General features: G+C 69.2%; 22 protein-coding genes. 9 read left to right on the top strand and 13 right to left on the bottom strand.

Annotated features, from left to right (window positions below; all coding sequences use genetic code 11):
• Positions 1-64: 64 nt before the first annotated feature.
• Entirely contained in the window at positions 65-721 is a 657-nt protein-coding gene (locus VGF12_RS08075) for a YecA family protein (RefSeq protein ID WP_331175522.1), read from the top strand.
• A 63-nt stretch (positions 722-784) separates the two neighbouring features.
• On the opposite strand, the gene VGF12_RS08070 is transcribed toward VGF12_RS08075, so the two are convergent.
• Together VGF12_RS08070 and VGF12_RS08065 are read right to left on the bottom strand one after the other, a co-directional pair.
• The gene (locus tag VGF12_RS08070) at positions 785-3,187 is read right to left on the bottom strand and encodes an alpha/beta hydrolase family protein (protein ID WP_331175521.1); all 2,403 of its coding nucleotides are present in this window, start codon (positions 3,185-3,187) and stop codon (positions 785-787) included.
• A 43-nt stretch (positions 3,188-3,230) separates the two neighbouring features.
• Entirely contained in the window at positions 3,231-4,532 is a 1,302-nt protein-coding gene (locus VGF12_RS08065; protein ID WP_331175520.1) for an Hsp70 family protein, read from the bottom strand.
• Between the two features lie 94 nt (positions 4,533-4,626).
• On the opposite strand from VGF12_RS08065, the gene prsT reads away from it, so the two are divergent.
• Positions 4,627-7,413, top strand: a complete 2,787-nt coding sequence (prsT, locus tag VGF12_RS08060; RefSeq protein WP_331175519.1) for an XrtA/PEP-CTERM system TPR-repeat protein PrsT — start codon at positions 4,627-4,629, stop codon at positions 7,411-7,413.
• A 78-nt stretch (positions 7,414-7,491) separates the two neighbouring features.
• On the opposite strand, the gene VGF12_RS08055 is transcribed toward prsT, so the two are convergent.
• Together VGF12_RS08055 and VGF12_RS08050 are read right to left on the bottom strand one after the other, a co-directional pair.
• Positions 7,492-8,769: a D-amino acid dehydrogenase gene (locus VGF12_RS08055; protein WP_331175518.1), complete on the bottom strand. Its 1,278-nt coding sequence runs from the start codon at positions 8,767-8,769 to the stop codon at positions 7,492-7,494.
• Positions 8,770-8,789: 20 nt separating this feature from the next.
• Complete coding sequence (locus tag VGF12_RS08050) at positions 8,790-9,428, bottom strand: LysE/ArgO family amino acid transporter (RefSeq protein WP_331175517.1); 639 nt, start codon at positions 9,426-9,428, stop codon at positions 8,790-8,792.
• Positions 9,429-9,501: 73 nt separating this feature from the next.
• Between VGF12_RS08050 and VGF12_RS08045 the strand changes: the two genes are divergently transcribed.
• Positions 9,502-10,407 carry a LysR family transcriptional regulator ArgP gene (locus tag VGF12_RS08045; protein ID WP_331175516.1) on the top strand — a complete coding sequence of 302 codons (906 nt, stop codon included), beginning with the start codon at positions 9,502-9,504 and terminating at the stop codon, positions 10,405-10,407.
• Here the strand turns inward: VGF12_RS08045 and VGF12_RS08040 are convergent, their stop codons facing one another.
• Positions 10,408-10,584 (bottom strand): hypothetical protein, encoded by a 177-nt coding sequence (locus VGF12_RS08040; protein WP_331175515.1) that lies wholly within the window; start codon positions 10,582-10,584, stop codon positions 10,408-10,410. It abuts the gene before it with no gap.
• 299 nt (positions 10,585-10,883) lie between these two features.
• Here VGF12_RS08040 and VGF12_RS08035 point away from each other — a divergent pair, with 299 nt between their 5' ends.
• Positions 10,884-11,105, top strand: coding sequence for a hypothetical protein (locus tag VGF12_RS08035; RefSeq protein ID WP_331175514.1), 222 nt, complete (start codon positions 10,884-10,886; stop codon positions 11,103-11,105).
• On the opposite strand, the gene pssA is transcribed toward VGF12_RS08035, so the two are convergent.
• The 6 genes from pssA to ypfJ form a co-directional block, all read right to left on the bottom strand.
• Positions 11,102-11,719 (bottom strand): CDP-diacylglycerol--serine O-phosphatidyltransferase, encoded by a 618-nt coding sequence (pssA, locus tag VGF12_RS08030; protein WP_331175513.1) that lies wholly within the window; start codon positions 11,717-11,719, stop codon positions 11,102-11,104. The two genes, VGF12_RS08035 and pssA, sit on opposite strands and share 4 nt — an antisense overlap.
• A 26-nt stretch (positions 11,720-11,745) precedes the next feature.
• Positions 11,746-12,834, bottom strand: coding sequence for a nucleotidyltransferase family protein (locus VGF12_RS08025; protein WP_331175512.1), 1,089 nt, complete (start codon positions 12,832-12,834; stop codon positions 11,746-11,748).
• Entirely contained in the window at positions 12,831-13,742 is a 912-nt protein-coding gene (locus VGF12_RS08020) for an HprK-related kinase A (RefSeq protein WP_331175511.1), read from the bottom strand. Before VGF12_RS08020 ends, VGF12_RS08025 begins: the two co-directional genes overlap by 4 nt.
• Positions 13,739-14,023: an HPr-rel-A system PqqD family peptide chaperone gene (locus tag VGF12_RS08015; protein WP_331175510.1), complete on the bottom strand. Its 285-nt coding sequence runs from the start codon at positions 14,021-14,023 to the stop codon at positions 13,739-13,741. Before VGF12_RS08015 ends, VGF12_RS08020 begins: the two co-directional genes overlap by 4 nt.
• 68 nt (positions 14,024-14,091) lie before the next feature.
• Positions 14,092-14,802 (bottom strand): hypothetical protein, encoded by a 711-nt coding sequence (locus VGF12_RS08010; RefSeq protein WP_331175509.1) that lies wholly within the window; start codon positions 14,800-14,802, stop codon positions 14,092-14,094.
• 174 nt (positions 14,803-14,976) lie between these two features.
• Complete coding sequence (ypfJ, locus tag VGF12_RS08005) at positions 14,977-15,846, bottom strand: KPN_02809 family neutral zinc metallopeptidase (protein ID WP_331175508.1); 870 nt, start codon at positions 15,844-15,846, stop codon at positions 14,977-14,979.
• A gap of 128 nt (positions 15,847-15,974) precedes the next feature.
• Here ypfJ and VGF12_RS08000 point away from each other — a divergent pair, with 128 nt between their 5' ends.
• Both VGF12_RS08000 and VGF12_RS07995 read left to right on the top strand, forming a co-directional pair.
• Positions 15,975-16,772, top strand: a complete 798-nt coding sequence (locus VGF12_RS08000) for a head GIN domain-containing protein (RefSeq protein WP_331175507.1) — start codon at positions 15,975-15,977, stop codon at positions 16,770-16,772.
• A gap of 25 nt (positions 16,773-16,797) precedes the next feature.
• Positions 16,798-17,439 (top strand): hypothetical protein, encoded by a 642-nt coding sequence (locus tag VGF12_RS07995; protein WP_331175506.1) that lies wholly within the window; start codon positions 16,798-16,800, stop codon positions 17,437-17,439.
• On the opposite strand, the gene VGF12_RS07990 is transcribed toward VGF12_RS07995, so the two are convergent.
• Complete coding sequence (locus VGF12_RS07990) at positions 17,429-19,081, bottom strand: alkaline phosphatase family protein (protein WP_331175505.1); 1,653 nt, start codon at positions 19,079-19,081, stop codon at positions 17,429-17,431. The two genes, VGF12_RS07995 and VGF12_RS07990, sit on opposite strands and share 11 nt — an antisense overlap.
• Positions 19,082-19,224: 143 nt before the next feature.
• On the opposite strand from VGF12_RS07990, the gene VGF12_RS07985 reads away from it, so the two are divergent.
• On the top strand, positions 19,225-19,986 hold the full coding sequence (locus VGF12_RS07985; RefSeq protein WP_331175504.1) for an enoyl-CoA hydratase/isomerase family protein: 762 nt from the start codon (positions 19,225-19,227) through the stop codon (positions 19,984-19,986).
• Positions 19,987-20,083: 97 nt separating this feature from the next.
• Positions 20,084-20,320 (top strand): hypothetical protein, encoded by a 237-nt coding sequence (locus tag VGF12_RS07980; RefSeq protein WP_056266878.1) that lies wholly within the window; start codon positions 20,084-20,086, stop codon positions 20,318-20,320.
• Positions 20,321-20,495: 175 nt separating this feature from the next.
• On the opposite strand, the gene VGF12_RS07975 is transcribed toward VGF12_RS07980, so the two are convergent.
• Entirely contained in the window at positions 20,496-21,056 is a 561-nt protein-coding gene (locus tag VGF12_RS07975; RefSeq protein ID WP_331175503.1) for a thymidine kinase, read from the bottom strand.
• Positions 21,057-21,221: 165 nt separating this feature from the next.
• On the opposite strand from VGF12_RS07975, the gene VGF12_RS07970 reads away from it, so the two are divergent.
• Positions 21,222-21,425, top strand: a complete 204-nt coding sequence (locus tag VGF12_RS07970; RefSeq protein ID WP_056875494.1) for a hypothetical protein — start codon at positions 21,222-21,224, stop codon at positions 21,423-21,425.
• The last annotated feature ends 108 nt before the right edge of the window (positions 21,426-21,533 follow it).

Here is a 21,533-nt window from a genome sequence, read left to right as displayed (position 1 = left end):
ACTTTAGGCCGCGGGCCGGCGCAGCGGTGGGCACTATTCACGGCGCACTGTCGATAATCCCGTCATGCCCGCCGCCACCCACCGCGCCCCCGAAGCCCTCACCGAAGAAGACCTGGAACGCCTGCAGGCCCTGCTCGACGCATTGCCGGCGCCGCTGGAGCCGCTGGACGTCAGCATGCTGGACGGCTATCTGTGCGGCGTGCTGCTGCAGCCGGAGGCCGTGCCGCTGGCCGCCTGGCTGCCCCCCCTCCTCGACAGCGAGGGCCGGCCCACGCCGTCGCGTGTCGACGACGAGCTGCTCGCGCTGCTGCGCCGTCGCCACAAGGAACTCAACATCGCCATCGCCGGCCGCCAGTGGTTTGACCCCTGGATCTTCGAGCTGGACGACGTCGAGAACCCGAGCGAGACGGTGCTGCCCTGGGTGGCCGGCTTCGCCCATGCGCTGGATGCGCATCCGGCGCTGATGCGCCTGCCCGAGGAGCCCATGCTGGAGCCGCTGGCCGCGATCTACCTGCATCTGGACCCGGACGACCTCGAGGATGCCGACGCGCTGCTGGAGGAGATCGAGTCACTGGAGCCGCCGGCCGACCTGGAGGAGGCCGTCGAGGGGCTGGTCAGCGCCGTGCTGATGCTGGCAGACGTGTCGAGGCCGTTGAAGGCGCAGCCCCGGCCGACCCCTCATGGCGCCCAGCGCCGCCGCGGCCCCCCGCCGCGACGTTGAGCCGCCCGGCCGGTCTTGCGCCGGCCAAACGTCCGCACCGCCGGTGCGGCGGGCCGCAGTGCGTCAGTTCTTGGCTTTGGGGTCGCGCGTCTGGCGCTTCATCCAGGTGCTCATCTCCCACAGCGTGTGGCCGACCGACTCGCGCGCCGAGTAGCCGTGCGACTCGTGCGGCAGGACCACGTAGCGCACGCTACCGCCGGTGCCGGCGAGCGCCTGGTAGAAGCGCGCCGACTGGATGGGGAAGGTGCCAGGGTTGTCGTCGCTCTCGCCGTGGATGAGCAGCAGCGGTTCCTTGAGCTTGTCGGCGTAGTTGAACGGCGAAAGCTTCAGGTAGACGTCCTGCGCCTCCCAGTAAGTGCGGCGTTCACTCTGGAAGCCGAAGGGCGTCAGCGTGCGGTTGTAGGCGCCGCTGCGGGCGATGCCCGCCTTGAACAGGTCGGTGTGGGCCAGCAGGTTGGCCGTCATGAAGGCGCCATAGCTGTGGCCGCCCACGACCATCTGCTGCGGGTCGCTGACGCCCAGCTCGGCCGCCTTGTCGATGATGGCCTTGGCGTTGGCCGTGATCTGCTCGACGAAGCTGTTGTTCACCGTCTTGGGATCGCCCACCACGGGCATGGTGGCGTCCATCAGCACCACGTAGCCATCGAGCGCCATCATGACGGGACTGGCGCCGGCCAGCGTCACGAAGCGGCTGCCCGAACCACTGACCTGGCCGGCGGTGGAGGCGTCGGTGAACTCCAGCGGATAGGCCCAGACAAGCGTGGGGCGGCGGTCGCCGGGCTGGAAGTCGGGCGGCAGGTAGAGCCAGAACGACAGCTCCACGCCGTCCGCGCGCTTGAACTTGACCAGCTCTCGCTTGATGGCGCGCAGCTGGGGTGCGGGGTCGGTGTTGCGGGTCAGCACCTGCAGTTGCTCGAAGTCGGTGCCGCTGCGCAGCACGAGGTTGGGCGGCTCCGTGGCGCTTTCGCGGCTGGTCAGCAGCCGGCCGTCGGCCAGCAGCGTGATTGGACGCTCGTAGTGCGTCGTGCCAGAGCGGAACAGGCGCGTGGCCTTGCCATCCTTGAGGCTGTAGCTGTCGATGAAGGGCAGGTCGCCCTCCTTGCTGGCGCCGTTGCCGGCCAGCAGCAGGCGATCGCCGCCGTCCACCCGCACGATGCCGCGGCCGTTGGGCAGCACGCGCATCAATGGCTGGCCGGGGTCGTTGTAGCGGTCGCGCAGGGAGCGGTCCTGCAGGCGCTGGGGCTTGGCCGAGCCGTCGAGCGCGACCAGGTCGGCGGCGATCCAGAGGCGATCACGGTCGAAGTCCGACACGATGGCGCGGTCGCCGGCATCGACGAAGTTCAGGCTGCCCAGGCGGCCCGTGGAGCGGTGCACTTCCCTGGCCTCGCCCTGGTAGGGCGGATCCAGGCGCATCAGCTTGTCGCGGAACGGCACCTTGTTGCGCTGGTCGCCGCCGTCCAGGGCTTCGACCCAGTAGACGGCGCCGTCGGCCCGCGGCGAGGCCCAGAAGTTGCGCGGACCGGTGATGACGCCTTCGACCGGCACGCCTTCCTTGAGCTTGATCGTGCCCAGATCGCGCAGCAGCTTGCCATTGAAGTCGCGCAGCTCGACCCGGCGGGCGAAGTCGTTCCAGGTGACCTGGTAGCTGAACGGCGGCACCAGGCGTTCGGTGATCAGCGCGCCCTGGGTGCCGACGACCTCGAGGCCGGCGTACAGGCCCGGTGTGCCGACTTCGCGCGAAGCTCCGGTGGACAGCTTGATGCGGCGCAGCGCCGAGCTGGCGTGGTGGCTGAACAGTGCGTCGTCTTGGCTGTTCTTGAGCAGGTCCTGCAGCGTGCGCTCGGGCGAGTTGCGGCCCATCGACTCCTGGATGCTGGGGCCGTCGGGCGCGTCGAACACGGGCGCGGGGCCGCGCTGCTCGGGCACGGTCAGCGCGATGAGCTCGTCATTGGAGACCCAGGCCACCGAGGCTTCGAGGATGGTGTTGAGCTTGACGCCCTTGACCTGCTGGATCCTGCCCGTGGCCACGTCGCCCAGCCACAGCTCGGTGGCGCTGGCGGTACGACGGTTCAGCAGGAAATGCTTGCTGTCCGGCGACCAGCGCAGCGACGAGAAGGTGCCGCCGGCCGGCAGCTTGACCACGCGTTCGGCGGCGCCGGGGTTGGCGAGCTCGCGCAGCGTGAGGGCCTCGATGTTGGCCGTCAGCTGCGGGCTGCTGGCGGCGGCGTCGATGCGCCGGCCGGCCAGGCGCAGGATGGGCCGGGCCAGCTCGGCCACGCTGCGGTAGCGCGTCAGGCTGATGCTGGCCAGCGTGCGCTGGTCGGGGGACAGGGAGTGGCCGGGCAGCGGAGTCGCATCCAGCACGGCCCGGATTTCGGCGGAGGGTTGCTGGTAGATCTGCGGCTCGGCAGCGTGGACCGCGGTGGCGGCCAGGGCGGCGGCGGCCCAGGTCAGGGCTTTCAACATGGGAGGCGTTCTTGGGGGCGAAGCCGCGCAGCCTACCAGTTGCCTAGGAGGCGCCGAACAGGCGCATGGCGTGCAGCCCCAGGCCGGTGGCGACCGAGGCGAATCGGTCGCCGGTGACACGCGCTGCCTGGGGAAAGCCGGCCGCCATGCCGTCCACCAGCAGGCGCAGCCCGGTCGAGCCGCCCGTGAAGTAGAGCGCGTCGATCTGCGCGGGCTGCAGGCCGGCCTGAGCCACCGTCTCGTGGGCGGTGGCGATGATGCGGTCCAGGTCGGCGCGCAGCGCGTCGACAGCGGTCTTCTCGCTCAGCGGCAGGATCAGGCCGCGCTCGACGTGGCTCAGGTCCACCGTCGTGTCGGCACCACCGGAAACAGCGATCTTGGCCCCTTCCGCCCGCGCGGCCAGTTCGTGGCCCAGGCGTTCCTCCAGCACCGTCATCAGCCGTGCGTGGTGGCGCACGTCGCTGAACCAGCTCTTCATGCCGCGCCACTCGGCCACCCGCAGCGGCGCGTAGCAGGTGTTGATGAGGTGCCAGGTGGCGAGGTCGAAATAGATGCCGCTGGGCACCTCGCGGCCAGGTTGCCCTGGCTTCGCGGGGCCGGTGGCTCGATAGCCGAACTCCTGCAGCAGGCCGGCCAGCTCGATGTGGCGGTCGAAGTCGGTACCGGCGATGTGGACACCGTGACTGGCCAGGATGTCGTCGCGGCGCGCCAGGCGCCGGGCGCGTTCGGGGCCGACACGCACGATGGAGAAGTCGCTGGTGCCGCCGCCGATGTCGGCCACCAGCACGATCTGCTCGCCCTTGCCCTCTCGGATGGCCTGCTGCTCGAAGTCGAAGGCCGCCGCGATGGGTTCGTACTGGAACTGCACGTCGCGGAACCCCACCGCGCGGGCACAGGCTTCCAGTTGGGCCTGGGCCTGGGCATCGCGTTCGGGCTCGCCGTCGACGAAGAACACCGGCCGGCCCAGCACGGCGCGCTCGGGCTCGCCGGCCAGGCGGCGCAGCCGCTTCAGGTACCCGGCCACGATGTCCGAGTACTTGGCGCCGCGGCCGCCGCCGACGTCGGTGGTCTGGTCGATGAGGCTGGAGCCGAGGATGCTTTTCATGGAGCGCATCAACCGGCCATCATGGCCCTCGACGTAGGCGGCCACGGCAGCGCGGCCGAATGCGCGCGGCGGCCCGTCGGCATCGTGCGTGCCTTCGGCGAAGTAGAAGACGGCCGTGGGCATGGTGCGCTGGCCGGACTCGAGGTCGACGAGGCGCATGGCGCCGCCGCCGTCGGGTACGGCGACCGCCGAATTGGACGTGCCGAAGTCGATGGCACAGAAACTGGAAGAGATGTTCATGACGTCACGCCGTGGCGTAGGTGTCCCTGGGGGCTTCACTGACGAGGGGCGCGGATTCTAGGAACACAATCGCGCGCCTGACTTGGGAGATTCAATGAAGACGCGTCATTTCGCCCCCCTGCTGCTGGTCGCCGTTCTGGCGGCCTGTGGTCAACGCTCCGAGCAGGACCTGCTCGCTTCCGCGCAGAAACGCATGGAGCAGAAGGACGTCAGCGGCGCCGTCATCGAACTGAAGAACCTGCTGCAGCAAAGCCCCGACAACGCCAAGGGCCGCCATCTGCTGGGCAAGGCCTTGCTGGACGCCGGCGACCTGGCCGGCGCCGAGATCGAGCTGCGCCGCGCCTGGGAGCTTGGCGCGCCGCGCGATGAGCTGGCGCCGCTGCTGGCCCAGACCCTGCTGTACTCGGGCCAGTCGCGCAAGCTCATCGGCGAGTTCGCCGACCAGAGCCTGGCTGACCCCGTCGCCATGTCCACGTTGCAGCAGCACCTGGCGATGGCCTTCCTGGCCCAGAGCAACTTGAGCGAGGCCAAGGCCGCCGCCACGCGGGCGCTCCAGCTGCAGCCGGACTCCGAGGATGCCGTCGTCGTCGGTGCGCGCATCAAGCTGGCCGGCGGCTTCCCCGACGAGGCCTTGCAGGCGCTGGACGAATTGCTGGCGAAGAAGCCCAAGGCGGCCAAGGCCATGCAGATCAAGGCCGAGGTGCTGCTGTCGCGTGGCAAGCCGGACGAGGCCGAGCCGCTGCTGACCTCGGTGCTGGCGCTGGACCCGTCCTCCTACGACGCCCGCTCGCTGCTGCTGCGCCTGGCGCTGGCCCGCCAGCAGCTCGATGCCGCCACCAAGCTTGTCGACGGCATGCCGCCGGCCCTGGCCAAGAGCCCGCGGGGCCGCTTCTTGCAGGCCCAGTTGGCGCTGGCCAAGGGCGACGCCGCCAAGGCGCGCGAGCTGGCGTTGCCGCTGCTCAAGCAGATGCCCAACTACCTGCCGCTGCTGCGCCTGGCTTCGGGCGCCCACCAGCAGCTCGGCGAGCTGGCCGACGCGGAGAACCTGCTCAACCAGGCCATCAAGCTCGCGCCTGAGGACCTTGCGCTGCGGCGCCAGTTCGCCGGCCTGCAGCTGCAGCGCCGCGCGCCGAACAAGACGCTGGAGACGCTCAAGCCCGTGCTCGAGGCGGCCAGGGCCGATGCCGAGACCCTGCTGCTGGCGGGCAAGGCCCACCTCATGCTGGGCAATTTCGAGGCGGCCGACCAGGCCTTCGGCGCTGCCGCCAAGCTGCGCCCCGACGATGCCAAGACCGGTGCTGCGCTTGCACTGTCGGCCATCGTGCGGGACACCACGGCACCCAGCGGCGCCAACCGCGCCAAGGCCGACGCCGCCATCGCGCAGTTGCGGGACATCGCCGCCAAGGACAGCAGCAGCAACTACGACCTGATGCTCATCAACGCGCTGATGCGCCGCAACGAGTTGCCCGCTGCGCTCGCCGCCATCGACAAGCTTGCACCCAAGATGCAGGGCAGTCCCGTGCCCGATGGCCTGCGTGGCCGCATCCAGCTGGTTCGCAAGGACAACGCGGCCGCCCAGGCCTCCTTCGAGGCTTCGCTCAAGGCCGATGCCGGCTATCTGCCGGCCGCTCTGGGCCTGGTGACACTGGACATGCAGGCCGGGCGCAGCGAGGCCGCCATCAAGCGCCTGGAGGGCTTTGTCGCGAGCCAGCCGCATTCGGGTCAGGCCCGCCTCGCGCTGGCCGAGCTGCTGGGGCAGACAGGCGCGTCCCCCGAGCGCATCACCGAGGTGCTGGCTGCCGGCGTGCGCGAGGAGCCGACCGATGCAGGTCTGCGCCTGGCCCTGATCGACCATCAGCTGCGCCTGGGCAACCCGGCCAAGGCCGCTCAGGCCGCGCAGGAGGCGTCGGCGGCCCTGCCGTTGAACGCTGACCTGCTGGAGCGCCTGGCGCGTACCCAACTGCTGACCGGCGACAAGTCGCAGGCGGTCAAGACGTATTCGCGGCTGACCGTGCTGGCACCCGCACGCGCGCAGGGCTGGCTGGGCCTGGCCCAGCTGCGCTTCGTCGAGCAGGACTTCGCCGGCGCGGAGCGCGAGGTCAAGCGCGCGCTGGAAGCCGAGCCGGGCTCGGCGGCCGCGCAGCGCCTGCTCATCCAGCTGGCGCTGCGCCAGGGTCGCATCGATGAGGGCCTGGCCGCGCTGCGAGAGCGCCAGAAGCGATTCCCGCAGGAGGCCTTCGCGCTGATCGCCGAGGCGGACGTCGAGATCAACCGCCAGCACACCGACGCCGCCATCGCCGCGCTGCGCAAGGCCACGGCCCTGCGTGACCCGGGCGAGGCCGCGCCGCGCCTGTTCGCGGTGCTGCTGGCCACCAAGAGCCGCGACGAAGCCCTGGCCTTCGAGAAGCAGTGGCAGGCGTCGCATCCCCAGGATGTGGTCTTTGCGGGCGCCGTGGCCGACGTGCTGCTGGCCCGTGGCGACATCGAGGCGGCACTGACGCGCTATGAAGTCCTGCTCAAGCGCAGTCCCGACACGCTGGCCGTCATCAACAACGTGGCCTGGCTGCGCAGCAAGCTCGGCAAGTCCGATGCGCGCGAACTGGCCGAGCGGGGCCTCAGGCTCAATCCCGACTATGCGCCGCTGCGTGACACCTACGCCACCGTGCTGGCCGATGAGAAGGACTTCGCCAAGGCGCTGCGCGTACAGCGCCAGCTCGTGGCCGACCAGCCGGATCAGCCGGCCTTCCGTCTGAACCTGGCGGAGATCCTGATCCGGTCCGGCGACAAGCCTGCGGCCAAGACCGAGCTGGAAGGACTGGCCCGACTGGGTGCCAAGTTCTCGCAACAGCCCAAGGTGGCCGCATTGCTGAAGACGCTCTGAGGCCAGTCCGGGCCGTCCGGGGGGCTGCCCGACGCTCCGATGCCGGCGCTCTCGCCCAGGGGCGAGGGGCGAAGGGCTTCAGCCCTGGCCGTAGAAGCTGAAAGCCATGTCCGGCTTGCGGCCTGCGATGAGCTCGGCCATCGCGTGGCCGGATCCGGCGCCGTGGGTCCAGCCCAGCGTGCCGTGACCGGCGTTCAGCCACAGGTTGCGCGCCTTCCTGCTGCGGCCGATGTAGGGCACGTTGTTGGGCGTGCTGGGGCGCAGGCCGGTCCAGTAATTGGGCTCGCTGGTGTCGGCCACGCCCGGGAACAGTTCCTCGTAGCGCCGCACCAGGGCCGCGCAGCGGACCTTGGCGGTGGGCGAGTCGAGGTTGAGGTCGAAGCCCGACAGCTCGGCAGTGCCGGCGATACGGATGTGGTCGCCCAGGCGCGAGATCGCGATCTTGCGCGTGTCGTCCAGCAGGCTGACGACGCTGGCGGCCTCAGGTTTCTTCAGGCGCAGCGTGGCCGAGTAGCCCTTGGCCGGATAGATGTTGAGGTGCTCGCCGAGCGGGCGGACCAGGTCCGGCGTGTAGGAACCCATGGCGGCGACGAAGGCGTCGGCCTTCAGCGTCTTGCGTTCGCCGCTGCGCGTGTGGGCGATCCGCACGGACTCGATGCCGTCGGCGATGCGCTGCAGGCCGAGGATGTCGTGCTCGTAGAGGAACTGCGCGCCGCGTTCCGCGCAAAGGCGGGCCAGCTTCTGCGTGAAGACCTTGGCGTCGCCGCTCTCGTCGCTGGGCGTGAAGGTGCCGCCGAAGATGCGGTTGCCGAAGGCCGCCAGCGCTGGTTCGACCTTGAGCACCTCCTCGCGGCCCAGCACGCGGCGGTCCACGCCGTGCCGGCGCATGATCTCGGCACCGGCGGCGCCCGCCTCGAAGTCGGCCTGGCTGGAGAAGAAGTGCAGGATGCCGCGCTCCAGGCGGTCGTACTCGATGCCGGTGCGGGCGACGAGGTCCTTCAGCGACTCGTGCGAGTAGCGGCCGAGCTGCACCAGTTCCTCGACGTTGCGCTCGAAGGCCGCGTTGGTGCACTGCGTCAGGAAGGCCAGTCCCCAGCGCCACTGGTTGGGGTCCAGTCGCGGGCGAAACAGCAGCGGCGAATCGTCGCGCAGCAGCCACTTGGCCACCTTGAAGGGCGCACCCGCATTGGCCCAGGGCTCGCAGAAGCTGACCGAGATCTGCGCGCCGTTGGCGAAGCTGGTCTCCAGCGCCGCGTCGGCCTGGCGGTCGACGACGATGACCTCGTGCCCCTCGTCGAGCAGATACCAGGCCGTGGCGATGCCGATGATGCCGGCACCGAGAACGACGATCTTCATGGCGGTCCTTTGATGTTGTCCTAGAGGGGTTGCAGGAGGAGTTGTAGACCCAGGCCGGCCATCAGCAAAGCGATGACGGCGTCGACGACCCGCCAGGTGGTGGGGCTGCGCAACCGGGGGGCGGCGGCAGCCGCGCCAAAGCCCAGCAGGCCGAACCACATGGCTGACGCGAGCCCGGCACCGGCCGCGAAGGCCGGGCGCAGTTCGGCAGGCTGGCGCGCACCCAGGCCACCGAGCAGCACGACGGTGTCCAGGTAGACGTGGGGGTTCAGATAGGTGAAGGCGAAGGCGGCGGCCAGCGTGGCGCCCAGTCCGGCGGATGTGCCGGCTGCGTCCAACCCCGCGGCGGGACGCCAGGCGCGCCGGGCGGCGAGCAGCGCATAGCCCAGCAGGAAGGCGGCGCCGCCAAAGCGGAAGATTTCGAGCAGGACCGGCTGGCCCTGGATCAGGGCACCAAGGCCGAAGACGCCGAGGGCGATCAGCAGCCAGTCCGACAGCGTGCAGACGGCGACGACGGCACCGACATGCTCGCGCCTCAGGCCCTGGCGCAACACCAGCGCGTTCTGGGCACCGATGGCCAGGATCAGCCCGGCGCCCATGGCCCAGCCCTGCGCAAAAACGGCGGGCGTGGATGGGTCGGCCAGGGCGGAGGCAGGCATCGGCGGATTCTCCGCAGCCCCTGCAAATTCAAGAAGCCCCATTCATATTCTTCGCCATACATTAGTGGCACTTATGAATGAATTCGATCCCGCCGCCCTGGATTGCCTGGCGGCCCTGGCCGACGAATTGGGTTTCGAGCGTGCCGCGCAGCGCCTGTCCATCACGCAGAGCGCCGTCTCTCAGCGGCTGCGGGGGCTTGAAGCCCAGGTGGGGCAGCCGCTTGTCGTGCGGTCGAGGCCGCTGCGGCTGACCGAGGCGGGCAAGGTGCTGCTGCGCTTCGCCCGCCAGCTGCAGGCGCTGCGCGTGGACGTGGCGCGCGAGCTGGGCGAGCGCGTCGCGCCGCAGTCGCGGCTGGCCATCGCCGTCAACGCCGACAGCCTGGCGACCTGGGTGCTGCCGGCCCTGGACGGCCTGGTTCAGCAAGGGCTGCGCGAGGGCTACGGGCTGGAGCTGGTCGTGGACGACCAGGATTTCACCCACGACAGCCTGCGTCAGGGCGCGGTGCTCGGCTGCGTGTCGACCGTGGCCGAAGCCCTGCAGGGCTGTCGCGTGCAGCCGCTCGGGGTCATGCGCTACGTCGCGGTGGCCAGCCCGGGCTTCCTGGCGGCGCAGTTGCCTGACGGCCTGCACGCTGGCAGCTTCGCCGACACCCCTTTCCTGGTCTTCAACCGCAAGGATGACACCCAGGCGCAATGGGTGTCACAGGCGTTCGGGGTGCGAGCGCCAAGGCTGAGGGAGCGCTTCGTGCCGTCCAGCGAGGCCTATGTGCGCGCAGCCGCCATGGGCTGGGGCGTGGGTGTCGCGCCGGAAATCCAGGTGCGCCCGCTTGTCGAGGCCGGCCAGCTCGTGCTGCTGAAACCGGAGATCGGCATCGACGTGGCGCTCTACTGGCACCAGTGGCAGTTGCAGGGCCGGGATGCGCTGCTGGACCGCATCGGCCAGGCGCTGGCCGCTGGCGCCCGGCAGGCGCTGGGCTGATCAGCGGGTGGTCGTGGCGGGCGCTGACGCCGCGGCAGCCGCGGCAGGCGCGACCTGGGCGATCAGCAGGCTTTTGCCGGCTTGTTCGGGATGGATGGCATACGCCATCCACAGCGTGCTGACGAGCACAACGGCAATCAGTCCGTTGGCGACCCACTTCAAGAAATCTGAACTCATGCGAAGCCGGGGGGCTCAAAAAAAGGTGGCGCAGCTTAAGCGTCGGATCGGCGAACCCTACGCTTGGTGCTGCCGAGCGGGGCAATGAATTGCAAAACAGCAACGCCCCCCTCGAAAGGGGGGGCGCCGCTCGGAAGGCCCTGTCGCCACTGGGAAAAACAGGTCTTGCTCTTGTGCGGTATTGCCAGTAGAGGCAATATTTACTCACAGTTGCGGGAACCGTTTGTCACATGAATCCCGCACACTGAGCTCACGAAGCCAATGAGGTTGTTGGCTCGCCAAAGCCAGAGAGGTCCGCCATGCGATTCGTTCCAGCGCTGCGTTTCTTCCGCCGTGACGCCGCTGCGCGCAGCGCGCCGGACCCGGCCGATCTCGGCACCGCCTTCGGGCTGGATGCCTGCCTCGATGGCGGTGGCGTCAGCGAATACCGCAGCCAGCCGCCGAGCGACTTCCTCGAGTCTCAGGGCAGCCATGCGGCGCAGGAATCGCCGCTGAGCTGGCTGTCGCGCCGGACGGCCTAGATCTTCGGGATCCGGATCCGGCTCACCATCAGCGAGCCGGACAACGCGAACATCAGCACCAGCGGGTGCAGCCGGAAGCCCGCGAACCACCAGACCCCGCCCCAGAGCGCGTCACCGATGGCGCCCTGGGCCGCGGCGACCCACAGCACCGCGACGAGCAGCATCGACGTCGGGATCGGCGTGCCCTCGAAATAGGCCACCTTGCCGGTGCCGCCACTGAGTTTCTCGGCGGTGACGTTATAGCGGGCCAGCCGGCTGACGCCGCAGGCCACGAAGAACACCAGCACGATGCGGTCATACAGGCCCTGCATGCCGCAGCCATAGGCGATGACGGCCGGCGCGACGCCGAAGGAGATCACGTCGGCCAGCGAATCCAGTTCGCGGCCCAGCGCCGAACTCTTTTGCCGCCAGCGCGCGATGCGGCCATCCAGCACGTCGAAGGCCAGGGCCACCGGGATCAGCGCGCAGGCGTACTGCAGGTGCAGCCGCTCGCCGCTTTGCAGGAAGCTCATCACGGCGAACAGGGCGCCCATGCCGGCACAGGCATTGCCCAGCGTGAACCAGTCGGCGAGGTGGAACTCGCGGATCATCGAGAAGGGCTTGGGTCGGTCCATGGCCCGGCGATTGTCGGCTTTGGCGCCTAGGGCTGGGCTTCTTCCGCCGGGCGCATGCGCAACCAGGTTTTGCGGGCCAGGTGCCGGACCAGCAGGCCGAAGGGCATGCGCAGCCAGTGCGAACGGACGTAGAGGGCCAGCCGGGCGCTCCCCGTCAGCGCGCCATCGCAGCTGGGATGGTCGGGCATGAGCGCGCGGTCGTAGCACGCGTCAAGCAGCGCCCGACCCGTCGGCGCGTCGGCCGCGGCCGCCCGCATGACATCGTCCGGCACTGGCGTCTGCAGCCAGCGCGTCGTGTAGTGCAGGGCGTGAAAGAGGGGGCGACCCAGGCCCAGCGCGCGGGCGCGCGGCACCAGGGCAGCCCAGAATGCCGGATCGCGGCCGAAGTCCCGCAGCAGTGCGTCCAGGTCGAACAGGTCGCGCAGGCCTTTCTCGAGTTCGCCCTCGTGGAACAGGTGCGCGGCACTGTGCAGCACCATGGTCGCCGGCGCCAGCACGTGGATGCCCGGGTGGTTGGGGAGCTCGCGCACATCCTCGAACAGGGCGGCGGTGTTGACCTGGATGCGGGCCGACGGCGGCAGGATGGTGTGGTGGACGTCCAGGCTGCTTCCGCGGCCCTCGTGTGTCAGCGGGGGGATCTCGTGCATCCACTCGCGGTAATAGCGCTCGTCGTACGCGTCCAGGTCCTGCTCGAAGTTCCATCCGTTGGCGAGCAGCGCCGCTTCGATGTCGTCGATGCGGGCCTTGGGCACGAGTATGTCGACGTCGCCGAAGACGCGGCCTTGGCTGGCCGGCAGGCCGGCCAGCAGATACGCCGTGCCTTTGAGCAGGATGGGCTCGACGCCCAGGGGCTGCAGCGCGGCCTGGATCCGGCTCACTTCCCAATGCGTCAGCTTCGACTGGCGCTGCGCGGTCAGCAGGGCGGCATGGAGGTGATGCCGCGGGCCGGGCGGCACGCTGTCGAGCCAGGGCCTCAGCAGGACGGCCAGCTTGGCCAGCAGCACCCCTCGCCGCGCCTGCCGCAGGAGCAGGTCCCATTCCAGGGGGCGCAGGCCCAGGGCCGAGCCCGGGTCGCGCAGCACGCGCAGCAGCAGCGGGGGGGCAGCCATCGTCATGACCGTGCTGCCAGTTGGTCGAGGCACTGCACGGCCTCGTCCAGCGACGCGTACTGGAACTCCAGGCAATCGCAGCCGTCCACCAGGTCGGCGGTGGCCTCGAAGCCCTGGCGGCCATGGAGGTCGTAATTGAACGCCTGTTCGGCCAGCAGCAGCAGCATGCGGGCCTTGGGCATGTCGATCAGCGATGGCGCTGCGCCGGCGGTGTAGCGGGGCATCACGATCCACGCCGGCCTTGCGGGCTCGCGGATGCGTGCAACGCTTTCGGCAGGGGCCTTCATCAGTGCGAGGGTGCCCTTGGTGGTGTCTGGAACCGGATCCGTCAGCTCGGCTTGCGGGGCAAACTGCCGGATCAGGTCGATGGACACGTTCTTCAGGTTGACGGGACGCGCCATGCCGGTGACCTGCCGGTCGGTCAGGTCGTAGAGCGTGATTTCGTCGGACATCAGCCGCCAGCCGCGATGGGCCAGCGCGGCGGTCAGGGTGCTCTTGCCGGAGCCGGGCGGTGCCGGCATGACCAGCGCACGGCCATCCCGCTCCAGCGCCGCGGCGTGGTAGGAGAGGTAGGGATGCGCCATGGTGCTGACAGCCCAGTTCAAGCCCCACTCGACCATGTGGAAGGCTTGTTCTGCCGGCAACTGGCTGAAAGCAGGCTCTCCGTCGGCGAAGAAGCGCGCCATGGGTTTGACCCAGCGGCGCAGGCCGCCTTCGCGCAGGACTTCAAGATGAAAGTCGGCGAAGTCTTCGGGGCTGCCGACGGTGAAATCGGCGTAGAGCAGCCGCAGGTCCTCGGCCACGCGGGCCACGTCGGAGCGCAGGCGGGCCACGAAGGGTGGGACGTTCAGGACCAGGTCGCCACGGGCCAGCCTCCCGCGCAAGTCCCCCAGGGCCAGGTCGCCGACCTTCATGCCGATTCGACGAGCCCCATGTCGCGCATGGACCTGAGCTGGCGTTCGAAGAAGGCGAAGGCCGTGGCCTCGTCCATGGATTCGGGCAGGGCCTCGCCCAGCAGTTCGACCAGTTGTCGCACGGAGCGAGGGCGCTGCGTCAACAACTCCAGGAACTCGATGACCAGCGCATCGACCAGATGCGTGTCACCCGAACCGTCGTCATAGACCGCACCCAGGCCGTCCCAGTCGCGCCAAGCAAGGTCAGCAGGCCTGTGAACGCTCCAAAGGGGCTCCCGCATCTGCGCTCAGGTGCTTCGGTGCAGCGCTCAACGGCCTGGAGTCGGCAATGCCCGGCGTGCCGTGAGACTCAGCTCAGGCGACCGATGAGGTTGTTCTTCAGGTAGTCCTGCACGTTCTGCACCGACCACTGCTTGCCGTCAGGCCCCACGCCGCCACCGCTGGCGACGATCGAGGCCAGCTTCGTGAGCTGGTTGGTGGAGAAGGAGTCGATCACGCAGACGTCCGTATTGGTCGTGCGGCTGATCTGGAAGTTCAGCCAGGCGACCAGCACCTGCTTCTGGGCATCCGAACAGATGCGCCGGCCGGTCCGGTCGCTGTTCGAATCAAGATCGTTCAGCATTTCCCAGATCAGCTTCGTGCCGGGCACGCCCGCCGTGCTGCTGCTTCCGCAGGCCTGCGAGACCTTGTAGGCCTTCACGGCGGCAACCGTGTTGCAGCTGATGGTCGCACGCGTCCAGCCGGCACAACCCGTTCCCTTCCAATCGTCCTTGGTGAAGCAAGAGACGGTCGGCGCGTTGTTGGCTTTGCGGGTGTAGGTGCTCGCCGTCGTGTTGACCAGCGTCTGGATGGAACCCCAGGCCGAAGCCGAGAAGCACTTGCCGGTGGCGGTGGTCGCCAGAACCGGGCGACTGCTCAAGGTCAACGCTACGGGAATGACGCCCGCGCCTGCCTTGATAAACCGGCGACGGCGTGCCGAAGCCAGCTCGCTGGCGGACGCGTCGACGGAGGCCGGCGCCTGGGGCGTCGACTGCGGGTCGTTGATCTGGCGTTCGCTCATGACAGTGGCCTCGGTGGATGGTGCGGGTCGTCCCGGTCAAGGGGCAACTCGCCCTGCAGTACAGGGCTGGCCGATGCTAATAGAGGGCTCGGCGATTTGGATGGGAGTGTTTCACACAAAGGCTTTTGAGCGTCATCCAGCGCCCCCTTGATTGGGTGGGCCTGAATCGGGGACTCAGAGGGTGGCGGATGAAAAAGTGTCACAGGCCTTCAGGTCGCCCGCATCCAGGCCCCGCTTGAACCAGCGCACCCGCTGGGCGCTGCTGCCGTGTGTGAAGCTCTCGGGCACGACGCTGCCGCGGGCGCGCTTCTGGAGGGTGTCGTCGCCGATCTGGGAGGCGGCGTTCAGGGCCTCCTCGATGTCGCCTTGTTCCAGCCAGCCCTTGCTGCGCTGCGACAAGCTGGCCCAGACACCGGCAAAACAGTCGGCCTGCAGCTCCAGCCTGACGCTCATGGCGTTCATCTCCCGCTCGGAGACGCGGCCACGGGCCTGGTCCATCTTGGCGGTCGTGCCCATCAGGTTCTGCAGGTGGTGGCCGACCTCGTGGGCGATGACGTAGGCCTGGGCGAAGTCCCCCGGCGCGCCCAGGCGCTCGCGCAGCGTGTCATAGAAGCTCAGGTCGATGTAGACCTTGCGGTCGGCCGGGCAGTAGAAGGGGCCCATGGCGGCTTCGCCGGTCCCGCAGGCCGTGGGCTCGCTGCCCCGGAAGACGCGCAGCTTCGGATTCGGGTACTGCTGGCCGCCGCGCTGGAAATAGGCGCCCCAGACGTCCTCGGTGTCGGCCAGGACGACCTTGACGAAACGGTAGGCAGGGTCCTGGGCGTGAGAGTCGCCGGCCGGCGCCTGGACAGCCGCGCCGTCGCCTCCGCCGCCCAGCAGGCCCAGCACCGTCAAGGGATTGACGCCCAGAACCCAGGAGGCCAGCAGCGCGATGACGATGCCACCCAGGCCGATGCCGCGGCCGCCGATCGGCAGCCCCCCTCGGCCACCGCCCCCGCGGGCGTCCTCCACGTTGTCACTCTCGCGCTGTCCTTCCCACTTCATGGTGTGTCTCCTGCTGGTCGGCCCATCCTACGGCCCATGACTGCAAAAGCGCAGTCCATCGCCTGCTGCAGGCGTGGGATCTTCTGGCTGGACACACTGCCGCCGCATTGCTGCACCGGGAGTCCCGAATGAAACGCCTTGTCCTCATGGCCCTTGCCGCCGCCTTCGCGACCAGCGCCGCCCTGGCGGGCGATAACGACTGGCGCTTGCGCATCAAGAAGGAGGCCGATGGCTGGACGGCCAGCTTCAGCGGCCCCACCGACTACGGCAGCAACAGGAACCGCGTGCGCGGCTCGGGCGTCAGGGTGGAGAAGGTGCGCTCACTGGCGGCTTTCAACCAGCTGCGCATCGACGGCCCCGTCGACGTGAAGCTTTCCCAGTCTGGCAGCGACGAAGCCGCCGTCGTTGCCGACGACAACATCGAGCCGCTGATCGAGACCGTCGTGGAGGGTGACACCCTCGTCGTGCGCCTGAAGCGCGATGCCGGTTTCACGACCCGCCATGTGCCGGCGGTGCGGATCGGCGCCCGCGCGTTGCAGGCGATCGCCATCCACGGCTCGGGCGATCTGGGCGTCGACAGCTTCAGGGCTGACACCCTGGGCCTGACCATTGACGGCTCGGGGGATGCCCATTTCGGTCTCGTCGAGCTCAAGGAGCTGAACGTCAGCATCAGCGGCTCGGGCGACGTGCGCCTGGCCGGCCGGGCGGAGCAGCAGCGCTGGCGCGTCAGCGGTTCCGGCGACGTCGATGCGCGCGCGCTGGCCGGGCGGGCCGCCAAGGCCAGCCTCAGCGGCTCGGGCGACGTGGACCTGGGCGTGACCGAGCAGCTGGACGTGCAACTGAGCGGTTCCGGCGACCTCAGCTATGCCGGCCGCCCCCAGTTGCGCCAAAGCGTCAGTGGCTCGGGGGAGATCCGCCGCCGTTGAGCCGCGCCGACCCAGAATCGGGGTCGTGACTGAAGATGACCTCTGGTGGCGCACGCTGACCGAGGGCCCGCTGCTGCTGGCCCTCTTCGACAACCACGACCGCCTGCTGCGCGCCAACGCGGCCTATCGCCAGGCCTGGCACCTGGCCGAGGACGCGACGCCGGTTTGGGGGCAGATGGTGGAGGCAGCCCGGCAGGCCGGCGTCGGCCCGGTCGAAACGTCCGAGCGGCGCAGCCGCCTGGCCGAGCGCGGCCATGAGCAGGCCTGGCGCGATGGCCGGCGCTTCTGGTGGGTAGCGCAGCGCACACCGGGCGGTGGCCTGGCCCTGACCGGCGTCGACATCAGCGCGCTGTCCCGGCCCAGGCCGAGCACCGGGCAGCTGTTGCCCACCCAGGCCGGCACCGAGCTGCTGCAGACCCTGCTGGCCGATCCTGCGGCCTGGCCGCTGTCCGTCGCGACGCTGGCCGCCGGGGCGGATCCCGCCGAACTGCTCGGCCGGATCCGCGGCGAGGATGGCTGCATGCGGCTGGCCGACGGTCGGCTGCTGGTCATGCTGCCGGCCACCGGCCCCGCCCAGGCCCGGGCGCTGGGGGAGCGCCTCGGTGCGCAGGCGCTCACCGAGGCTGTCTGGGGCGAGGCTGCGGCTGCCCTGCTGGCTAGGGCTTGAGTCGCAGGTCCCGGCCCTGCGCCTGGGCCGGCGCGGGCAGGCCGGCGATGGCCGCCAGCGTGGGGGCCAGGTCGGCCACCTCGGCGCGCTCCTTCATCTCGCCCTGGCCGACGTAGCCCGGGCCCCAGAACAGCAGGGGCACATGGGTGTCGTACCTGTAGGGGCTGCCATGGGTGCTGCCGCCCGGGCGGTAGCTGAAGATCCAGTTGGGCTTCAGCACGATCTGCAGTTGCGCGGCCCGCGTCGGGTCGAAGGACTTGCGCATGGCCTCCAGGTAGGGCGTCGTCGTGTCCTGGCTCAGCAGCTGTTCGCGCGTGAACACGGCGGCGACGCCAGGCAGCTTGAGCAGTTCCTCGCGCGCGGCGGCCTGCACGGCGGCGAAGTCCAGTCCCTTCTCGGCGGCGAGCTTGTCGTTCAGCAGCAGGCCGGACGCGGAGAAGGCGCGGGCCAGTTTCTCGACGCCGAACTTCTCGCTCAGGGCGGTATTGACGGCCAGCAGCGACGGCGGGTTGTTGAAGCGACCGGCGTCGCGGCCCTGGGTGATGGCCCATTCCGGCGTGTCGGTGAAGCCATGGTCGGCCGTCAGCGCGAGCACGTAGTTGCCGGCGCCCACTTCCTTGTCCAGGAACTGGAAGAAGGCCTGCAGGTGGCGGTCCAGGTGCAGCGTGTGGTCGTGCGAGAGCCGCGACTCGGGGCCGAAGGCATGGTTGATGTAGTCATGGCTGGACAGGCTGACCGACAACAGGTCCTGCACGCCGCGCTGGCCCAGCTTCTCATTGCGCACGGCGGCGCGGGCGAAGGCCAGCGTCAGCTCGTCGCCGAACGGCGAGGCCAGCAGGTTGCCGTAGAAGCGCGGACCCGGGGCATCCATCTTGTCGCCGATGACGGCGGGCAGGCGGTTGCCGTTGCCGGTGGCCACCTGCCACGACTGGCCGTCCGGCACCGAGCGGGCGTAGGCGGCTTCGGGCAGCAGCGGCGCCCAGGTCTTCTTGAAGAAGGCGTCGGCGGGCTTCGCGGTGTTGAAGTCCGTCACCCATTGCGGGTGCTGCTGCATGTAGTAGGTGCTGGACGCGAAGCGACCCGTCTCCGACATGTACATGTAGGCCGTGCCCTTGTGCCCGGCCGGCAGGATGGCGCCGCGGTCCTTGCCCGAGATGCCGATGACCTTGGACTGCGGCGAACGCGTGCGCAGCACGTCACCCAGGGTCTCGACCTTGAGGTTGCGCGGGCTGGTGCCGGCCAGCGGCGCGGTCGGGCTGTCGATGTACTTGTAGTCCGGGTCGCCGGTGTTGTAGACCTGCTCCCCAGTGGCCGGATTGCGCCATTCGTTGCTGATGATGCCGGTACGTTGCGGGTAGGCGCCGCTCAGCATGACGGAGTGGCCGGCCGCCGTGACGGTGTGGCCGTGACCATAGTGGGCGTCGGCGAACCAGCGGCCGTGGTCCAGGAAGCGGGCGAAACCATCGGTCGAGAGCTGGTCGCGATAGCCGGTGACCTGGCGCATGGGCAGCCCGTCGATGACGACAAGGACGAGCAGCTTGGGTGTCTGGGGCGCTGCCGTCGGCGACGGCGGCGTCGTTGAGCAAGCGGTGAGGGTGCTGGCGATGGCCAGGCCCAACAGTCGGCGGCGAGTAAACAGCATGACGTTTTTGTGACAGTGGGGGGGCGCGAGCTTACGTCGTCACAATGTCTGATTTGTAAAGCCATGACCGAAAGCGACCACTTCGATCACGTCCCGCCACGGATGGCCGGCAGGTATCCGGGCCCACTCGCGAGGCCGCAGTCGTGAGCGGCGGTCAGGCCCCGCTGCTCGAGACGGCCGGTGGCGTGGCGCGCATCACGCTGCGCCGGCCGCGCCAGGCCAACCGCCTCGCCGTCGACGACCTCGCAGTGCTGCGTGGGCTGCTCGACGCCGTCAATGCAGACGAGGCGGTGCGCGTCCTCGTGCTGGCAGGCGAGGGCCGGCATTTCTGCAGCGGCTTCGACCTGGGGGCCCTGGGTGCCATCGATGCCGGGGCGCGTTTCGGCGAGCTGGCCGATGCGCTGGAAGCCGCGCGGCCCATCACCGTGGCGCGTCTGCATGGCGGCGTCTACGGCGGCGCGGCCGACCTCGCGCTGGCCTGCGACTTTCGCCTCGGTGCGCCGGCGGTCGAGATGTTCGTGCCGGCGGCGCGCATCGGCCTGCATTTCTACGCCGGCGGCCTGCAGCGTTTCGTCAACCGCCTGGGCCTTGCGACCGCCAAGCAGGTGCTGCTGGCCGGGCGCACGCTGGATGCGCCGGCGCTGCTCGGCTGCAGCTACCTGGACCAGTTGCTGCCCGACATCCAAACGCTGGACGCTGCATTGCAGGCGCTGGCCGACGAATTGCTCGGTATGGCGCCGCTGGCGCTGCTGCCGATGAAGCAGCACCTGAACGCTATGGCGGCGGGCCGGCTCGACGCTGTTCGTCTCGCCGACGACATCGTCCGGGCCCGCGATTCGGCCGATCTCATCGAGGGCCAGGCGGCCTGGGCGGGCAAAAGACCAGCCAGTTTCAAGGGGGGTTGAAAGCCCTAGGGCGGGGCTTTCGCCACATCGTGGAAAATATGGTGCCCGCGCCTTTACCCCGGCGCCCCCTTTTTAAACACTCTTCGACAGGACCAGCGTGGCCAAAGAAACCACCAAGACCACCATCGAAGCGGATGGTCTGCGCTACCGCTCCAAAGCTCCCGGTTCGCCCTTCGCGGCGACTTCTTCCTTCGGCGCGGCGACGATGTCGTGCTTTCTCTGCGGCAAGCATCGCCCCCGTGCGATGCTCAAGTCCAAGAAACTGCTGGGCAAGTCGCAGCCCGTCTGCTCGCCGTCCTGCAAGGAGCTGGACGCGCAGATCGCCGCCAAGTAGTGGCTCCCCGAGCCAGCGTCTGCGCTGGCTGGCCCCCCTGAGGGGGTCGATTCATTGAGGGGCGTCTGCCCCTCAATGAATCGAGAGGCGCCGCCCTGGGGCGGCCCGGCGGTCGGTGCCAGGCAGGCTCCGCGCCTGCCCGCAGTGCCGGGCGGCCGTCCGCCGCCTTGCGCTGTCAGCCCTGGCGAAAGCACCGCCCGCAAACCGAGCGGTAGCGCGCGTTGCCGCCGATCTCCACCTGGGCGCCCTCGGTGACCTTGCGGTTGCTGGCGTCAACGCGCATGTTCATCGTCGCCTTGCGGCCGCAGTCGCAGATGGTCTTCATCTCGTCCATCTCGTCGGCCAGCGCCAACAGCGCCGCGGAACCGGGGAAAAGCTCGCCCTGGAAATCCGTGCGCAGGCCATAGCAGATGGCCGGCAGGTGGTGCAGATGCGCCATCTCGTGCAGGGTCTGGACCTGGCGCTTGCTCAGGAACTGTGCCTCGTCAACGAGGATGCAGGCGATGCCGGGGTCCGCAGAGATCAAGGCCTGGAAGTCCGTGTCCGCATCGAACTGCTCGACCTCCCGCTGCGGGCCCAGTCGCGACGTGACGAAGCCGCGGCCGTAGCGATCATCCAGCCGTGCCGTGAAGATGCGCACGCGGTGACCACGTTCCTCGTAGTTATGTGCCACCTGTAGCAGGGCGGTGGACTTGCCGGCATTCATCGCGGCATAACGAAAAAAAAGCTTGGCCATGGGTGTGTCGGAAGCGGGGTCGCATTGTCCTCGCAGGCCGACCCCGTGGATCGGGGCAGGGAAAGCCCGCGGTTTCGACCCTTTTGTGCGGGAACTGCGGGCTTGCGAGATGGCGCTGTCATCTTGGTCATGAGTCAATTCACCTTTCCCTGACCTGTCTGAAGAATGAGCAAAGACACCGTCACCGCGGTCCGCCAGGATGGCTTGCGCTACCAGTCGAAAGTGGGCGGATCGCCCTTTCTCGGCAGCGGCCACACCCGCTCCTGCTTCAAGTGCGGCAAGCATCGCGCGCCGGCCAGCCTGCAGTCCATCCGGCTGCTCGGCCGCAACGAGGTGGTCTGCAAGCCCAACTGCAAGACGCTGCCTTAGTCGCCGCACGGGCGCCCCGGCGGTTCGCAGCCGCTGATTGCGCTGCTCCCCGTTTCATCGCGTCATGACACCGACTGGACAGCCTGCGATCAATTGCATAGCATGATA

Origin of the sequence: Roseateles sp. (assembly GCF_036404855.1) — a bacterium.
Classification (GTDB): domain Bacteria; phylum Pseudomonadota; class Gammaproteobacteria; order Burkholderiales; family Burkholderiaceae_C; genus Pelomonas.
Note: the sequence above shows the minus strand (reverse complement) of the source record. Positions and strands in the feature narration are given on the sequence as shown.